Annotated in this window: 14 protein-coding genes; 1 reads left to right on the top strand and 13 read right to left on the bottom strand. The window is 46.0% G+C overall.

All coding sequences use genetic code 11. From position 1 onward, the window contains the following. Positions 1–294: 294 nt before the first annotated feature. From ACXQIQ_RS15335 to hprK, 7 genes are all read right to left on the bottom strand, one after another. Positions 295–1,164: a gluzincin family metallopeptidase gene (locus ACXQIQ_RS15335; RefSeq protein WP_439301498.1), complete on the bottom strand. Its 870-nt coding sequence runs from the start codon at positions 1,162–1,164 to the stop codon at positions 295–297. 332 nt (positions 1,165–1,496) lie between these two features. Then, positions 1,497–2,027 (bottom strand): hypothetical protein, encoded by a 531-nt coding sequence (locus ACXQIQ_RS15330; protein WP_226547227.1) that lies wholly within the window; start codon positions 2,025–2,027, stop codon positions 1,497–1,499. Positions 2,028–2,054: 27 nt separating this feature from the next. Continuing rightward, entirely contained in the window at positions 2,055–2,582 is a 528-nt protein-coding gene (locus ACXQIQ_RS15325) for an acyltransferase (RefSeq protein ID WP_439301499.1), read from the bottom strand. Further along, positions 2,582–3,232: a pyrophosphatase PpaX gene (gene ppaX / locus ACXQIQ_RS15320; protein ID WP_439301500.1), complete on the bottom strand. Its 651-nt coding sequence runs from the start codon at positions 3,230–3,232 to the stop codon at positions 2,582–2,584. The genes ACXQIQ_RS15325 and ppaX overlap by 1 nt, the downstream gene beginning before the upstream one ends. Next, positions 3,222–4,175, bottom strand: a complete 954-nt coding sequence (locus ACXQIQ_RS15315) for a nucleoside recognition domain-containing protein (protein ID WP_439301501.1) — start codon at positions 4,173–4,175, stop codon at positions 3,222–3,224. Before ACXQIQ_RS15315 ends, ppaX begins: the two co-directional genes overlap by 11 nt. 24 nt (positions 4,176–4,199) lie before the next feature. After that, on the bottom strand, positions 4,200–5,012 hold the full coding sequence (gene lgt, locus ACXQIQ_RS15310) for a prolipoprotein diacylglyceryl transferase (protein ID WP_439301502.1): 813 nt from the start codon (positions 5,010–5,012) through the stop codon (positions 4,200–4,202). Between the two features lie 11 nt (positions 5,013–5,023). After that, positions 5,024–5,959, bottom strand: coding sequence for an HPr(Ser) kinase/phosphatase (gene hprK / locus ACXQIQ_RS15305; protein WP_439301503.1), 936 nt, complete (start codon positions 5,957–5,959; stop codon positions 5,024–5,026). A gap of 194 nt (positions 5,960–6,153) precedes the next feature. On the opposite strand from hprK, the gene ACXQIQ_RS15300 reads away from it, so the two are divergent. Continuing rightward, on the top strand, positions 6,154–6,552 hold the full coding sequence (locus tag ACXQIQ_RS15300) for a GNAT family N-acetyltransferase (protein WP_439301504.1): 399 nt from the start codon (positions 6,154–6,156) through the stop codon (positions 6,550–6,552). Positions 6,553–6,890: 338 nt separating this feature from the next. On the opposite strand, the gene ACXQIQ_RS15295 is transcribed toward ACXQIQ_RS15300, so the two are convergent. The 6 genes from ACXQIQ_RS15295 to uvrB form a co-directional block, all read right to left on the bottom strand. Then, positions 6,891–8,816 carry a heavy metal translocating P-type ATPase gene (locus ACXQIQ_RS15295; RefSeq protein ID WP_439301505.1) on the bottom strand — a complete coding sequence of 642 codons (1,926 nt, stop codon included), beginning with the start codon at positions 8,814–8,816 and terminating at the stop codon, positions 6,891–6,893. A 553-nt stretch (positions 8,817–9,369) separates the two neighbouring features. After that, positions 9,370–9,732 carry a phage holin family protein gene (locus tag ACXQIQ_RS15290; protein WP_439301506.1) on the bottom strand — a complete coding sequence of 121 codons (363 nt, stop codon included), beginning with the start codon at positions 9,730–9,732 and terminating at the stop codon, positions 9,370–9,372. A gap of 11 nt (positions 9,733–9,743) precedes the next feature. After that, the gene (locus ACXQIQ_RS15285) at positions 9,744–10,898 is read right to left on the bottom strand and encodes a DUF4097 family beta strand repeat-containing protein (RefSeq protein WP_439301507.1); all 1,155 of its coding nucleotides are present in this window, start codon (positions 10,896–10,898) and stop codon (positions 9,744–9,746) included. Positions 10,899–10,916: 18 nt separating this feature from the next. After that, entirely contained in the window at positions 10,917–11,222 is a 306-nt protein-coding gene (locus tag ACXQIQ_RS15280; protein WP_439301508.1) for a DUF4870 domain-containing protein, read from the bottom strand. A gap of 190 nt (positions 11,223–11,412) precedes the next feature. Next, on the bottom strand, positions 11,413–14,280 hold the full coding sequence (uvrA, locus tag ACXQIQ_RS15275; protein ID WP_439301509.1) for an excinuclease ABC subunit UvrA: 2,868 nt from the start codon (positions 14,278–14,280) through the stop codon (positions 11,413–11,415). Between the two features lie 5 nt (positions 14,281–14,285). Further along, complete coding sequence (gene uvrB / locus ACXQIQ_RS15270; RefSeq protein ID WP_439301510.1) at positions 14,286–16,265, bottom strand: excinuclease ABC subunit UvrB; 1,980 nt, start codon at positions 16,263–16,265, stop codon at positions 14,286–14,288. Positions 16,266–16,310 lie beyond the last annotated feature (45 nt).

Here is a 16,310-nt window from a genome sequence, read left to right as displayed (position 1 = left end):
GGTTTCTTTTTTATTTATAAAAGGAAAATCCTTTAGTTCGCTAATTAACTAACAAGATAAAGACTTAATAAGTAGTCTAACGCTCTTCCGAATACTCGTCAACCAATAAATTTTAAAGTACTGTCGTTTATGTTTACCCTATTTATCCCTTCTTAATAGTCAAGATCCACATAAAAACAGTTCCAATACAATAATGGAGTGATTTGGGACAAAACAGAAGGGGCAGTCCTACAAAATCGATCCAATTTCGACTAATAGGACTGCCCCATTATTTGACTCATATTTGCTTCCCAATCATTTTGAATAGTATCGATCATCTATTTGTAAAATGGTCTTTTCGAGCTCATAGTATCCTTTCATGTCATTCTTTTCTTTATCACTGAAAGACCGTTCATTTTCCTTGATATAATCCAACCATTCCGTTTCTAGTGTGTCTATATCTTTTCCATAGGTTTCTTTAATTGCGATATTCAATTGATCTACATTATAAATCTTTTCAAATGTCTTGAGACCGTACTCCTCAATTAGATACGATACGAATGAACCCGCATGTACATAGCTAAGTAATTGAAGCGCACTCTCTTCCTCACTGTCTACGTATGATCGAAAATAAGTTCCACTCAATACATTGTCCGTTAGTTTTCTAAGCGGTAGATTCCGATTAAGTTCAATGCATTGTCGCATCATTCTATGTAGAGACAATTCATATCCTGGTATCGTACCAGAACCATATTCAGACTCAACATACTCAGCAAGTCCTTCCTGAGTGAAAAAACCAGAAGATGATCCACCAAACTTCCCGTCAATGACTTCTCCGTACCCTAGTAACGAATGCGTTAATTCATGGAAAATAGGGTACTTTCCATTAACCTTGCGAAGCGTGATCTGACTTACATCTCCATATGACATTCCACTTTCCTCATAGAGCACAATATCAATTTGTTCTGCGGGCACATAATCTGTTTCAATTAAACCAGTTATGATCGTTGTCGCTTCTTTAACTTGCTCTGCCACGTTGTTCAATTCTTCTTTTGATAATCCTGCTTTGTCAATAAGTCGGAATGTTATTTCAGGTGTTCCATTCTCTGATTTCACTATTACTTCTGTTGGCGAACATCCTGCTAGTACAATCATTAATCCAAGAATACCTACCCATATTTTCATATCTCGTCCCCCCTCTAAAGATATACGGGACAACTTGATGGAAAGTTTCTCCAAATTTTCATCTATTGGAGATATATTTGGGAAGTGGGGCGATATCTACGTGGAATGGTTCGATTCTCTCGAGAAGTGGGTCGATACCTCCGGATAGTGGGGCGATACCGCTGAGAAGTGGTTCGATACCCTCGAGAAGTGGGGCGATTCCTCCGAATTCCAGTCTCACCTTCAACTAAAAGAGCCCCATTCTGAAGGAATCCGTTAGAGATTCGCTCAGAATGAGGCTCACAAATCGTATAGTGAAGCAGAAGAACCGTCCCCACGCTTCACACGCTTCCTTATTTATAAACCAGGTTCACGTAACGTTGTACGAAACGACGCACGTCCCGTTCTTGGACGATGAAATGGTACTGGCAGCGATGGGCATTTTTGAAATAGCTGAAATCGGTTTGCAAATACTTTTCCAACTGTCTGCGATGGATATGGACGACCAGTTCGTTCTCCTGATAAGGAACCATGATTTTCAAACGGGAAATATACGGTAGCTCCTTGAACAAGTATACGAGATTATCCAACAGCAATCGTCCGATTGTCAGCTTGGAAGCGAAGTATTCGTCATAGTCGTCAAGGAATTCAGGACTGACATGGTCGCTGTTTTCGAAACGGATGACGGCTTCTTGCCCATTCCAGTACGCATCGCGTATGTAGTCGCTTCCTCTTAAACGGGATACAGCAGATAAAAAGAAGAAACGATCTTGCTGCTCGCTGTCTTTCTTCTGTTTCGAGACAGCCGCTGGACGAATCCATGCATCGCTGATACGGAACTCACCATTCATATAGATCATTGACATTCTCTTCTTTTGTTCCATTCTGATGACACCTCACCTTTATCTATCCTATATATCGTCATTTTTCGCCATTTGTTTACGCTTGTCCATCTGTTCTTTCGTATAGATGACCTGCATCGGATTGCCTCCGACGAATGAACCGGCTTCGACGTCCCGATGGACGAGGGATCCAGCAGATACAATCGCACCGTCACCTATTGTGACTCCTGGCAATATCGTACTGTTCGCTCCGATCATCACTTCATCACCAATCACTACACTACCAAGCCGATACTCTTTTATCAAATATTCATGCGTCAAAATCGTCGTGTTGTAGCCGATGATCGAGTTTTTTCCAACCGAAATCTTCTCCGGAAACATGATATCGAGCATGACCATCAACGCAAAAGCAGTCTGATCACCGACCTTCATCCGGAGAAACGTCTTGTAAAGCCAGTTTTTCACCGGAATGATCGGCGTATACCTCGCCAGCTGGATGACGATGAAATTCTTGAACACTTTGAAAAAAGGAACCGTCCTATAAATCTGCCAAAGCGCATTGCTTCCTTTGACAGGGTAGCGCTTGGTGTTCCGCATTATACCGTCACCTCTACCTCTAATACGTTCAGTAGGTCTGGCATTTCTTCTAGCATGTAATCTGGTTGCAATCGCTCGAGTGTCGCGCGTCCTTTGATGGTCCAGGCGACGGCCGCCGTCATTGTCCCGGCATTTTTACCGGCATCAATATCATATCGGCTGTCCCCGACCATGATCGCTGAGCTCACATCCGACTGTAAATTCGCCAGCGCGCGCATGATCGGCTCCGGATCCGGCTTCGCTTTTTCCACATCATCCAACGTAACGATGGTCGTGAAATAATCGCTCAAACCAGTGATTTCAAGTCCGAGCTCGACCGCATCACGCATCTTCGTCGTGACAATCCCGAGCTTGAAGCCTTTCTCATGCAACGTTTTCACCGTTTCTACCACACCTTCAAAGGCATGTACGTATTCTTCATGATGGGCAAGATTGTGTTCTTTATACATTTTTACCATATCTGGTACAGACGTTTCATCGACTTCTTTAAAACTATCGACAAGAGGTTGTCCGATGAATGAGATGATGTCCTCCCTGCTGAATCTACCAGGTTGGAAATGCTCCAATGTATGGGTAAAGGATGCGATGATCAGCTCGTTCGTGTTGATCAGCGTTCCATCCAAATCAAACAAAATCGTATCAACTTTCATAGTTGGCTTCCTTTCGATGTCTATAAGCTTTTCTTGCGTCTAATCGGTTCCAGACGACAGCAACAATCATCGTCAGGACAATGGCAACGACTAATCGGATCATTAACAACGGCCATACCGGGATCCCGAGCGGAATGAAGATCAATGTATCCTCGATGACGGCGTGACACGATACGAGAAAAATGAAGGCGAGATACAAGTCTTTCTTCTCGACGCCGTCTTCTTTTACCGCCTGCATCATTACGCCTGCTCCGTACGCGAGTCCGAAAACGATACCCGCCGCGAGCGTCGTAGACGTGTTCGGTTTCATTCCAAGGGCACGGGTAATCGGCGACATCCATCGCGAAAATACCGTCAACCAGTTCAAGTCCTTCATGATTTGGATGAAGATCATGAGCGGGATGACGATCGCCGCGAGCTGGACGATACCGATGAACCCTTTTTCCACACCAAGCCAAAGGATGTTCCAGAATCCTGAAACATTCTCCTCAGACTGGGAAATCAGTCCGTATACCGCTTTTTCCGTACCGCCCTTCCAGAAGATCGAAATCATCCAGGCAGATATGAACGCCAGCCCTAAGCGCACGACAAGCACGATCCACATCTTGATGCCCGCTTTCGTAGCAACAGTGGACTCGATCAATAGGTTATGAGAAAAAGAGAGCATCACCGCGAGGATGAACACCTCTTTCACCGTTAAATCAAGGCTCAAAATCGCTCCGATTCCAGCGTATAGATTCAAGAAGTTTCCGATGACGAGCGGTAGTGCCGCCTCACCGGAGAGGCCAATCCACTTCATGAGCGGTTCAGCCAGTTTGACCAACCAGCCCATGACGGGCGTTTGGCCTAGTATTGTAACGAGAAGGGTGATCGGGAAAATGATCTTTCCAAGCTCCCAGGTCGTATTCAGTCCAACTTTCAGACCTTTTCGCAAAGTATTCATTTCCTTCACCCCTTCTTTCGATGTTTACTGATCCATGTACCGTTTGTCTGCAAGACCTGCTTTTCTACGGTAGATCATGATTCCGATGCTGACCACGATCAAGACGATCGAGATGACCTGCGCCATTCGAAGACTTTCCGTGAGCATCAAGCTGTCTGTCCGCAATCCTTCAATGAAGTATCGCCCGACAGAATAATATATGACGTACGTGAGGAACAATTCCCCGCGTCGTAAGTTTACTTTTCTCAAACCAATCAAAATCGCAAACCCGATGATGTTCCAAATGGATTCATAGAGAAACGTCGGATGATAATAGGTTCCATTGATGTACATCTGATTGATGATCCAGTCCGGCAAGTACAGTCCTTCTAAAAAGGAACGACTCACTTCGCCGCCGTGCGCTTCCTGGTTCATGAAGTTGCCCCAGCGTCCAATCGCTTGTCCGAGGATGATGCTCGGTGCTGCAATGTCAGCTAGTTTCCAGAATGAAAGGTCTTTCACTTTTGCAAACACGTAAGCTGTCAAAAACGATCCGATCAGCGCGCCGTGAATGGCGATACCGCCTTCCCAAATCTTGAAGATTTCCCCGAGATGGTCTTTATAATAGGACCATTCGAACGTGACATAATAGATTCTCGCAAATAAAATCGCAACCGGCACAGCAATCATGACCAGGTCGACAAACGTCTCCGAGTTCATCCCTAACCGTTTCGTTTCCCGGACAGCGATATACAATCCTAGTAAGGCTCCAAATCCTATAATAATCCCATACCAGTAGATGGTCAATGGACCAAGTTCAAGCGCAACCCGATCCAGCGGTTGTATTTGTGAAAGCATCTATGCTCCTCCTAAAAGTCGTCGTAATCTGGTGTATCGATGACATGATTCAATTTATCGGAAAATTGCTGTGCCGCGTTGACGCCCATCTTTTTCAGACGGAAGTTCATTGCAGCCACTTCGATAATGATCGCAAGGTTACGTCCCGGTCGGACGGGAACCGTCAGCCTAGGCAGTTCACAATCGATGATCGTCATTGTTTCTTCATCCAACCCAAGTCGATCGTACGTTTTTTTGGAATCCCACGTCTCCAGGTTGATCGTGAGCGCGATCTTTTTATAGTTGCGGATCGCACCAGCACCAAACAGCGTCATGACATTGATGATGCCAAGACCTCGGATTTCGAGGAGGTGCTTGATCAGATCTGGTGCACTACCTACGAGGGTTTTCTCGTCTTCCTGGCGGATTTCAACGGAATCATCCGCAACGAGTCGGTGTCCTCTTTTCACAAGTTCAAGCGCGGTTTCACTTTTACCAACACCACTGGATCCTGTAATGAGCACGCCGATTCCATAAATATCGACGAGAACGCCGTGGACAGCCGTTGTTGGCGCGAGCTTACTTTCAAGGAAGTTGGTGAGTCGGCTACTGAGACGGGTTGTCGTCATCGGTGATCGCAGAATCGGAATGTTCTGCTCTTCCGCTGCTTCCGCCAGTTCAGCCGGCACTTCCCAGCCTCGTGAAATGACAATCCCCGGAGTTTCCTCTGTACACAGTTTCCGGAGCCGCTCGCGACGGATGCGCTGGTCCAGACCTGACACGAACGAAAGCTCTGTTTTTCCTAAAAGCTGCAGACGTTCAGCCGGGTAATACGCAAAATAGCCCGCCATTTCCAGGCCGGGTCTTGAAATGTCACTCGTTGATATGGAACGGTGTATCCCTTCTTCACCGTGGACGAGTTCGAGTTCGAACTCCTCAATGAGATCTTTTATATGTATGTTCGCCATCTAGAAGGTCACTCCCAAAGTCTAACGTTAATACCACACTATATTTTATCATGCTTTCATCCAATATGCCGTAACTACACTTATTTTTCCATTAACAGGCTAAAAAATATGTCCTTCGTAGGTGAAATATTTGAGTTATTGATGAAAAGGATAGCTGTGGACCTTAGGAGAATTTGTAGTAGAGGTGATGTATCGTGCAGATTGTTAATGAGTTACCGGATAAATATGAATTCTTTGCGTTGTTCCAGACGACCGGTTGGGACTTGAAGTTTACAGTAGATTCCTTATTTGAAGCCATCTCCAACAGCTGGTATGTGCTTTCGGCTTATGAAGATGGAGAGCTTGTTGGCTTTGGAAGAGTCGTGTCCGATGGTGTTTACCAAGCGATGATCTGTGATCTGATTGTCCTCCCAGACTACCAGGGGAATCGAATCGGGAGTCGGATATTGGAAGAGTTGTTGCGAAAATGTGAGCAACATTCCATTCGGATGGTCGTATTGATGAGCGCAAAAGGGAAAGCAGGCTTTTACAAGAGATTCGGTTTTGTAGAGAGGGATTCGGAAGCACCAGGGATGATTTGGAGGGGAAGATAGTTTTAAGAGGGTAGAAAGCACCTATTTCTGTCCTTTATTTTTGCTTTCTCCCGATTTGGAGGACAGAATCGACCTCTTTCTGTCCTTCATTTTTGCTTTTGCCCAATATGGAGGACAGAATCAGCCTCTTTCTGTCCTCCATTTTTACTTTTGCCCAAATTGGAGGATAGAATCACCCTCTTTCTATCCCCCATTTTTACTTTCTCCCGATTTGGAGGACAGAATCACCCTCTTTCTATCCTCCATTTTTGCCACTTCCTGATATGGAGGATAGAATGGACCCAAAAATCCCCCCATAATGAAAGAGGCTGACACGAGTCAGCCTCCTCATCTATATTCTATGATTTCAACAACCGTAAGCTGTTCAGGATGACCAGGATCGTGCTGCCTTCATGACCGATGACGCCGAGTGGCAAGTCGATGACCTGGACGAAGTTTGAAGCGATCAAAGAAAGGATGACTATGACAGAGAATACGAGATTCTGCTTGATGATGCGAGTCATCTTTTGTGAAATGCGCAACACTTCAGGCAGATTGGTGAGCTGGTCGTTCATCAGCACGACATCGGCAGTTTCCATCGCCACATCCGTTCCGCGCCCCATGGCGATGCCGATATCCGCCGCCGCTAATGCAGGTGCGTCATTGATTCCATCCCCTACCATTCCGACCTGGCCGTACTCCTTTTTCAGCCGCTTGATCTGAGTTACTTTATCTTCCGGAAGGCATTCCGAAATATACAAATCAATGCCAGCTTCCTCGGCGAGAGCTTTCGCGGTCGTTTCGCTATCGCCCGTCACCATGATCGCCGACACACCCAACTGCTTCAGCTCAGCAATGACTCGCTTACTTTCCTCACGAATCTGATCTTTGATTGCAAAAACGGCCGCGATCCCGTTTTCATCTTTTACATAGACAAGTGTTTTCCCTTGCTTCATCCAGGCTTTCGTCTGTTCTGGATAGAACGCATCATACCCTTCACCGACAAAAGAACGCTTCCCGATTGTCCATGTTTTATCGGAAAAAGTCCCGATTACACCGTTCCCTGTTATGCTTTCCATCGCTTCTGGAGAGGAAATCTGGATCGAACGCTCTTCAGCTGCATGGACGAACGCTTCAGCCAGAGGATGGCTGGAGTATGACTCGATGGACGCCACCGCTCGCACGACAGCCGCTTCATCTAAGTCCTCCCGTACGACAAGGTCCGTCACTTCCGCTTTTCCATGCGTGAGCGTCCCGGTTTTATCAAAAGCGATCGCATCCATTTTTGCTAACAAGGTCAGATGGTTTCCGCCTTTTAACAGTACACCTTTCCGAGCACCATTGGAAAGCGTCGACAACACAGCTGGCGCAATGGAAGCCATCACCGCACAAGGAGATGCGACAACCAGCAAAATCATCGCCCGATAAAAGGTTTCCGTCCAGCTCCAACCTAGCGCAAAATGCGGTACGAACAGCATCAAACCGACGACTGCCAACACGATGTTCACATAATGCCCCTCAAATCGCTCGATGAATTGCTGGGACTCGGACTTTTCGTTTTGAGCGGTCTGTACCATATCAACGATCCGTTGATACATCGTTTCATTGCTAGCGTGCGTCACCCGAACGGTCACCGTTCCACTGTCATTCACGGTCCCTGTGAACACCGGGTCCCCGATCTCCTTTTTCACCGGAATCGATTCACCCGTAATCGCCGATTGATCAACCGTCGTATGCCCTTTTTCAATCTTCCCGTCAGCAGGGAATTGTTCACCCGGTCGGACGAGAATCCAATCATCGACACTTAAATCTTCAGCATTGATTTCAACGAGTTGCTCTCCCTGGATACGAAGAGCGGTAGAAGGCTTCATGTTCAACAAGGAAGTAATCGTTTTTTTACTCTTATTCAACGTATAGGTCTCTAACGCACCACTCATGGAAAAAATGAAGATCAACAAGGCCCCCTCAAGCCAGTAGCCGATGATGGCAGATCCAATCGCCGCCAAAACCATCAGGAGCTCAACGTTCAGCTTCTTCTCTTCCATCGTCTCGAGGATACCTTCTTTCGCTTTCGCAAAACCACCGATCGCATAAGCAAAAACGTAGAAGATGACTGGTACAACGCTTATATGAATGGTCGCAAGGAACCAACCGATTAAAATCAGAACACCACTCGTCAGAGCTGCAATCATTTCCCAATGCTCACGAAATACACTACCTATGGCTTTATAACTGAGATTCTGTTCTTGTTCCACTTGTTTGGAATAAACCAGTTTTTCCTCCATTGGATTTTGCACCCCTCTTATAATTGAGAATGAAAACTATACTCATTACCCTTATAAAAATACAAGAGCTGCCAACATTACGTTGACAGCGGTTTTATTCGTCTTTTAATCTATTCAATTGAAATTAAAATGGTTCCTACAATGGAATAATTATAATTATTATACCATCCTCTATCTAAAATGGAACTAAAAAAAGCTGATACTTTAGAAAAAAGTACCAGCTCTTCTTATTCGTTATGGCTGTTTTCGCAAACTTTGTTGCTCTTGCACTTGAAGAAAGTATTAAATACTTTCTTCAGTATAAGGGCAACTAAGGCTCGACCTATAAAAGGCTTGGTCTCGCCAAGTTTTCTTTAAAAGTTGTTGATTTCCGCTCCAGGATGCTCGCTTTCCTCGGGGCGTGCGGTGAGCCCACTCGTCGCTTTGCGACATTGAATGGTCTCACCTGTCACGCTGATCCCGCAGGAGTCTCGCACCTTGCTCTCCAATCAACTTACACAAGGTGATTTTTAAAAATGTCTTGAAAGCAACAATCTTTTAGAAAAGAGCTACATTAGCTATCTTTCAGCGGTTTTACAATCAATGTATTGATCAGCAGTGTGAGGATTGAAATGATGATGGCTGCCAACAATGCCATACCGAAACCGGATATGACGAATGCATCTCCCATTAGCCACTGCGTCAACATGAGTGTGATGGCATTAATGACGATTAGGAACAGCCCTAAGGTCATGATTGTCACCGGTAATGTCAGTATGACAAGAATGGGTTTGACGATCACATTCATGATGGAGAGCAAGAGACTTGCGAGAATTGCTGCACCAACTCCTGATAAATAAAATGATTCACTGAAAAATCCTGAAACGACCATAAGTACGACAGTATTGACTATTAATGATATGATCCAGCCTCTCATCCTCTGCCTCCTTATCTTTTTGCGATGGAAATCGAGCCTGTTTTCGCTTCTGCTTCTATTTTGTATGTGTTCTCAGCTTCTTCATTTGCGATGAATTCCATACGCTTTTGCACGACATCTTTACTTTCCTTATGCACCTTCACTTTATCCAGGTAACAATTGAGATTACCGATGGTCGCTTTCAAATTCCCATTGATACGTAAGGAATCAGGCACAAGCAACTCGATTTTACCTGCAACGGTTTTAAAAGAAGCTTCTCCAGGCAGTGCCTCATCTAAAATGAACGTGATGGAGCCATTAAGGGTTTCTGCCTCCACCTTCTCATATTTCCCATTGAGACGGATGGCTCCGTTCAACGTCTCTAAATCAACTTTATCCCACTCGCTGTTTTCAAGCTTGATCTTCCCGTTTGATGTTGAAGAGGTGAGCGAGTCTCCTTTAACCCGATCGAGCGAGACCGCACCGTTCGATGTACGGATCGTCATCGATTTGGTCTTGAGCTCTTCTAATGAAATGGCACCATTCGAGGTGCGCAAGTGGATTTCTTCGTATTGTTTTGCCGGAACATATACGTCGGCATGGACCTTCATCCGGTTTTCATCGACCATTAATTGAAGCTGACCGTTTTCAGTTGTAAAATGGACGTTTTTCATGAAATACGACTTCGCTTCTTCGACGCTTTGGGTCCGGAACACGGATGCAGCGCACTCTACTCTGACACTTTGCTCTTCCCAAGGATGCAGCTTGATCCCGCCATTCGTGATTTGTGCCCTGATTTTACTGATATCGACCTCATTTTCTTGAAACACATGATCGACTTCAATTGATTGACCAAAGTTAAAATCGAAATCAGACTCTTTCAGCTTGTTGACGACCCGATCAAACAAACTGGAAAATCGGCTGATCGTCGATTCGACTTTACTGGAGGTTGATTGGTTCGTCTTCTGCTCCGTCTTTTGTTGCTCGGTTTTCGAATAGGTTTGGTCCTGATACCCTTGCTTTTGAGTGGCTGATGTTTTCACTTCTTGCTTGGTTGGTTCTTCTGCTTTGGCTTGTTGTTCTACGTCGTCCGTGTTCTCACCGATCGCTTTTAAAAGGTCGATGGCTTCACTGGATGTAATTCTCCCTTCATCCAGCATCCTCAAAATCATTTTCCGTTCTTCCACGAACTACTCCCCCCTCGTTTATTTCTCTAATAGTACAACGATCCCTCTCACTATATTCCATACCACCAATGTTAACGCGATCCCACCGAACAAGATGATGCAGCTGATGGAAAACACATTGAAAAGCATCCCCATTTCGAAAAAGAGGATAGATAACATCGCTAAAGCGACGATCGGAATCAAATGAAATTTTATCGCTTTTTTTGCATGCTCCCTTACTAGGTGGTCACCCATGAAACAATAGATCATTACCGGGACTAGGAAAGGTGCAAAGATAATGCTCATATAGCCTAGTGATGAGATTACTCTACACGTTGAAGACACCTGTCTCTCCTCCATTTTATGCCTGACCTGTGTAAGGCTATGTTGTTTATTTCCCTTTTCTTTATATGGTAAAGCACAACTCTTAGTGAAAATGACGACACTCCAGCGGGAGGTCCAATCCTTCTCTTTATTTCGACATAAAAAATAAAAAGCCTTCTAAGAGTAAAATTCTTAGAAGACTTTCTTTCGTTTATTTATTAACCGTTTCCTTGATCTTCGCATCCATCCGTTTACGGTCACGCTTTAGGATCGGCGCAAGATATTTTCCGGTATAAGACGCACTGTTTTCTGCAATCTGTTCAGGTGTTCCGGTCCCAACGATCGTACCACCTTTATCTCCACCTTCTGGTCCTAGATCGATGATATGATCGACCGCCTTGATGACATCAAGGTTGTGCTCGATGACTAGGACAGAGTCACCATTGTCGACCAGACGCTGCAGAACCTTCAACAAGCGTGCAATGTCATGGACATGAAGACCCGTTGTCGGTTCATCCAGGATATAGAGCGTTTTACCGGTCGCCCGTTTATGAAGTTGGGAAGCAAGCTTCACACGCTGCGCTTCACCACCTGAAATCGTAGTAGATGACTGACCGAGCTTGATGTATCCGAGCCCGACGTCCATCATCGTCTGCACTTTCCGCTTGATCTTAGGAATGTTCGCGAAGAACTCGACAGCTTCTTCAACCGTCATATCCAAGATATCTGCGATGTTCTTGCCTTTATATTTTACCTCGAGCGTTTCACGGTTGTATCGCTTCCCGTGACACACTTCACAAGGGACATACACATCCGGCAAGAAGTGCATTTCAATCTTGATGATTCCGTCTCCACGGCACGCTTCACATCGCCCGCCTTTTACGTTGAAGGAGAAACGACCCTTCTTGTAGCCTCTCACCTTCGCTTCGTTCGTTTGAGCAAAAACGTCACGGATATCATCGAAGACACCGATATACGTTGCTGGGTTTGATCGAGGTGTACGACCGATTGGCGACTGGTCGATATCGATGACTTTGTCGATATGGTCGAGTCCTTCGATCTTCTTATGTTCACCCGGCTTTTCCTTTGCACGGTGAAGCTTCAAGGCAAGTGATTTATACAGGATTTCGTTGATGAGCGTACTTTTGCCGGATCCCGATACGCCAGTGACCCCGGTGAACACACCAAGAGGAATATCCACATTCACATTTTGCAAGTTGTTTTCAGTCGCATTCTTGATCGTCAGCTTACGGCCATCTGATTGACGACGTTCCGTCGGAAGTGGGATGAATTGTTTTCCTGACAGGTATTGGCCAGTCAATGAGTTAGCATCATCCATGATTTCCTGCGGAGAGCCTTGTGCCGTAATCTGTCCACCATGAGCCCCTGCTCCTGGTCCGATATCGATGAGATAGTCCGCAGCAAGCATCGTATCTTCATCGTGTTCGACAACAATCAACGTATTGCCAAGACTGCGCATCTCCTCAAGCGTATTGATCAAACGGTCATTATCCCGTTGGTGAAGACCGATCGAAGGCTCGTCAAGAATATAGAGAACACCTGTCAATCGAGATCCGACCTGCGTCGCCAATCGGATACGCTGTGCCTCTCCACCGGATAGCGTCCCAGCTGAACGACTCAACGTCAGGTAATCGAGTCCGACGTTCACTAAGAACCCGAGACGGTCGTTGATTTCGCGCAGGATGAGCCGCCCGATTTGTAGTTCTTTTTCCGTCAATTCAAGTTCACTGAAGAACGTTTGCGCTTCTTTTACCGACATTTTCGTCACATGACCGATATGGTGATCACGGATGAGCACCGCTAGCGCTTCTGGCTTCAATCGGTGTCCATCACATTTCGGACATGCCTTTTGCGTCATATATCCTTCCATTTGCTCACGGATATAATCGGAGCTCGTTTCGTGATAACGACGCTTGATATTGTTCACGACACCTTCGAACAAGATCTTGTTTTCCCGCACTTGTCCGAAGTCGTTTTCATATCGGAAGTAGATCTTGTCCTTCCCGCTTCCGTACAACACTTTATCGAGCTGGGATTTTTGAAGCTTTTTCACTGGCACGTCCATGTCGATGCCATAATGATCACACACACTCTTTAAAAGCTGCGGGTAATATTGAGAGCTTTGCGGCTCCCACGGCGCAATCGCATGGTCACGCAAGGAACGATCCCCGTCTGGAATGATCAGATCCAGGTCGACTTCAAGCTTCGTACCGAGTCCATCACATGTGGAACAAGCCCCGAACGGACTGTTGAACGAGAATAGTCGAGGTTCGAGTTCCCCGATGGAAAATCCGCAATATGGGCAAGCATGGTGCTGACTGAATAACAGCTCTTCGTCATCGATGACGTCGACGATGACTTTTCCGTCTGCGATATTCAGCGCCGTTTCCAAGGAATCCGCGAGACGTGTTTCCACGCCTTCTTTTACAACGATCCGGTCGACTACGATTTCAATCGAGTGCTTTTTGTTTTTCTCCAGCTTGATCTCATCACTCACATCGACAATCTCGCCATCTACCCGAACACGTACGTAGCCTTCTTTTTTAATATCTTCAAGCACTTTGACGTGTTCTCCTTTACGACCGGAAACGACCGGTGCAAGGATTTGAAGTTTTGCACGCTCGGGATACTCGATAATCCGGTCGACCATTTGCTGAACCGTCTGTGAAGTGATCGGTATATCGTGATTCGGGCAGACCGGATTTCCGATACGCGCAAACAATAGACGCAGGTAGTCATAGATTTCTGTAACGGTTCCGACAGTGGATCGCGGGTTCTTACTCGTCGTCTTCTGATCAATCGAAATGGCAGGTGAAAGACCTTCGATTGAATCTACGTCTGGCTTATCCATCTGACCTAGAAACTGTCGGGCATATGCAGAGAGGGACTCCACGTAACGGCGTTGCCCTTCCGCATAAATCGTATCGAATGCAAGAGAAGACTTCCCTGAACCGGACAAACCGGTCATGACGACCAGTTTGTTCCGAGGGATCGTCACATCGATGCCCTTCAGGTTATGCTCTCTCGCTCCTTTGATTGTAATGTTTTCGTTTGGCATAGGAGTCATCCTTCCGCTTTTAGCTCTAATACTAAGTCACGAAGCTCGGCCGCTCTTTCGAAGTCGAGATCCTTGGCCGCTTCTTTCATTTCTTTTTCCATCTTCTCGATGACTTTTTCTCGTTCTTTCTTCGTCATCTTCGCAACAGGCTTCTCTTTCGTCGTACCTGCTTCGTCTTCTGCATCGACGGTCGCTCGGATGAGATCCGGAATCGACTTTTGGATCGTCGTAGGTGTAATGCCGTGCTCTTCATTGTAAGCAATCTGCTTCGTACGTCTACGCTCCGTCTCGTCGAGTGCAATCTGCATGGATTTCGTAATTTTATCCGCATACATGATGACATGTCCGTTGGCATTACGCGCAGCACGACCGATCGTCTGAATCAACGATCGTTCAGCACGCAAGAACCCTTCTTTATCTGCATCCAAAATCGTGACGAGAGAAACTTCTGGAATATCGAGACCTTCACGCAACAGGTTGATTCCGACAAGTACATCGAACACGCCTCTACGCAAGTCACGGATAATCTCAATCCGCTCAAGTGTCTTGATTTCGGAGTGCAAGTATCGGACCTTCACACCATTTTCATGTAAGTAATCAGTCAAGTCCTCTGACATTTTCTTCGTCAACGTCGTCACAAGGACACGCTCTTTTTTCTTGACACGTTCCTGGATTTCGTCCATCAAGTCATCGATCTGTCCTTCAATCGGGCGGACATCGATCGTCGGATCAAGCAATCCTGTCGGTCGGATGATCTGCTCGGTCATCTTAGGCGAATGCTCGAGCTCGTATGGACCTGGAGTTGCAGATACGTAAACCGACTGACCTACTTTTTCCTCAAACTCCTCAAACTTGAGAGGGCGGTTATCTTTCGCGGAAGGCAAACGGAAGCCATGCTCAACCAGCACTTGTTTACGTGCCTGGTCCCCGTTATACATACCTCGAACCTGAGGAAGCGTGACGTGGGACTCATCCACCATCAGTAAGAAATCCTCAGGGAAGTAGTCAATCAACGTATAAGGCGTCGATCCCGCTGGTCGTAGCGTCAAGTGTCTTGAGTAGTTCTCGATTCCAGAGCAGAAGCCCATTTCCTCCATCATTTCGATGTCGTAACGGGTACGTTGCTCGAGTCGTTGGGCTTCCAACAGTTTTCCGTTCTCTTTCATCTCTTTCAACGTTTCTTCAAGTTCCGCTTGAATCCGTTCTATCGCAAGCTTCATCTTTTCAGCACGCGTTACGAAGTGGGATGCAGGGAAGATTGCTACGTGATTCCGTTCACCAAGGATTTCACCCGTCAAGGCATCTACTTCTGTAATCCGATCAATCTCATCTCCGAAAAATTCGACGCGGAGGCAATGCTCGTCACGGGACGCAGGGAAAATCTCGACGACATCTCCACGAACTCTGAACGTACCACGTGTGAAATTGATGTCATTCCGTGCGTACTGGACATCGACCAGGTCGCGTAGCAGTTGATCCCGATCTTTTTCCATACCGGAGCGTAATGAAACGACGAGTTCCTTGTATTCTTCCGGATTACCTAGACCGTATATGCAAGAGACACTGGCAACGATGATGACATCGTTCCGTTCAAAAAGCGCAGACGTTGCCGAGTGTCGGAGTTTATCGATTTCATCATTGATGCTCGCATCTTTTTCTATGAATGTATCGGATTGAGGGATATACGCCTCAGGTTGATAATAATCGTAGTAACTGACGAAATACTCGACCGCATTGTTCGGAAAAAGCTCTTTGAATTCACTGTACAACTGACCAGCGAGGGTTTTGTTATGTGCGATGACAAGCGTCGGCTTGTTCACCTGTTGGATGACATTGGACATCGTGAACGTCTTACCGGTACCTGTTGCACCAAGCAAGGTCTGATGTCGCTTGCCAGCGTTGATTCCCTCGACCAATTCTTTGATCGCTTTGGGCTGATCCCCTTCTGGCTGGTATTTAGACATGAGCTCGAACTTCTGATTCATACCCTGAATTCCCTCCGTTTCCTAAATCTCACTATCCAACATTAT

This window comes from Pseudalkalibacillus sp. Hm43 (assembly GCF_054170705.1).
Note: the sequence above shows the minus strand (reverse complement) of the source record. Positions and strands in the feature narration are given on the sequence as shown.

Coding starts and splice junctions, on each gene's coding strand:
- ACXQIQ_RS15325 (WP_439301499.1), bottom strand. CDS start 2,582: ATGCGGAACACCAAGCGCTACCCTGTCAAAGGAAGCAATGCGCTTTGG.
- ACXQIQ_RS15335 (WP_439301498.1), bottom strand. CDS start 1,164: ATGAAAATATGGGTAGGTATTCTTGGATTAATGATTGTACTAGCAGGA.
- ACXQIQ_RS15330 (WP_226547227.1), bottom strand. CDS start 2,027: ATGGAACAAAAGAAGAGAATGTCAATGATCTATATGAATGGTGAGTTC.
- ACXQIQ_RS15315 (WP_439301501.1), bottom strand. CDS start 4,175: ATGAATACTTTGCGAAAAGGTCTGAAAGTTGGACTGAATACGACCTGG.
- uvrA (WP_439301509.1), bottom strand. CDS start 14,280: ATGCCAAACGAAAACATTACAATCAAAGGAGCGAGAGAGCATAACCTG.
- ACXQIQ_RS15295 (WP_439301505.1), bottom strand. CDS start 8,816: ATGGAGGAAAAACTGGTTTATTCCAAACAAGTGGAACAAGAACAGAAT.
- uvrB (WP_439301510.1), bottom strand. CDS start 16,265: ATGAATCAGAAGTTCGAGCTCATGTCTAAATACCAGCCAGAAGGGGAT.
- ppaX (WP_439301500.1), bottom strand. CDS start 3,232: ATGAAAGTTGATACGATTTTGTTTGATTTGGATGGAACGCTGATCAAC.
- lgt (WP_439301502.1), bottom strand. CDS start 5,012: ATGCTTTCACAAATACAACCGCTGGATCGGGTTGCGCTTGAACTTGGT.
- hprK (WP_439301503.1), bottom strand. CDS start 5,959: ATGGCGAACATACATATAAAAGATCTCATTGAGGAGTTCGAACTCGAA.
- ACXQIQ_RS15290 (WP_439301506.1), bottom strand. CDS start 9,732: ATGAGAGGCTGGATCATATCATTAATAGTCAATACTGTCGTACTTATG.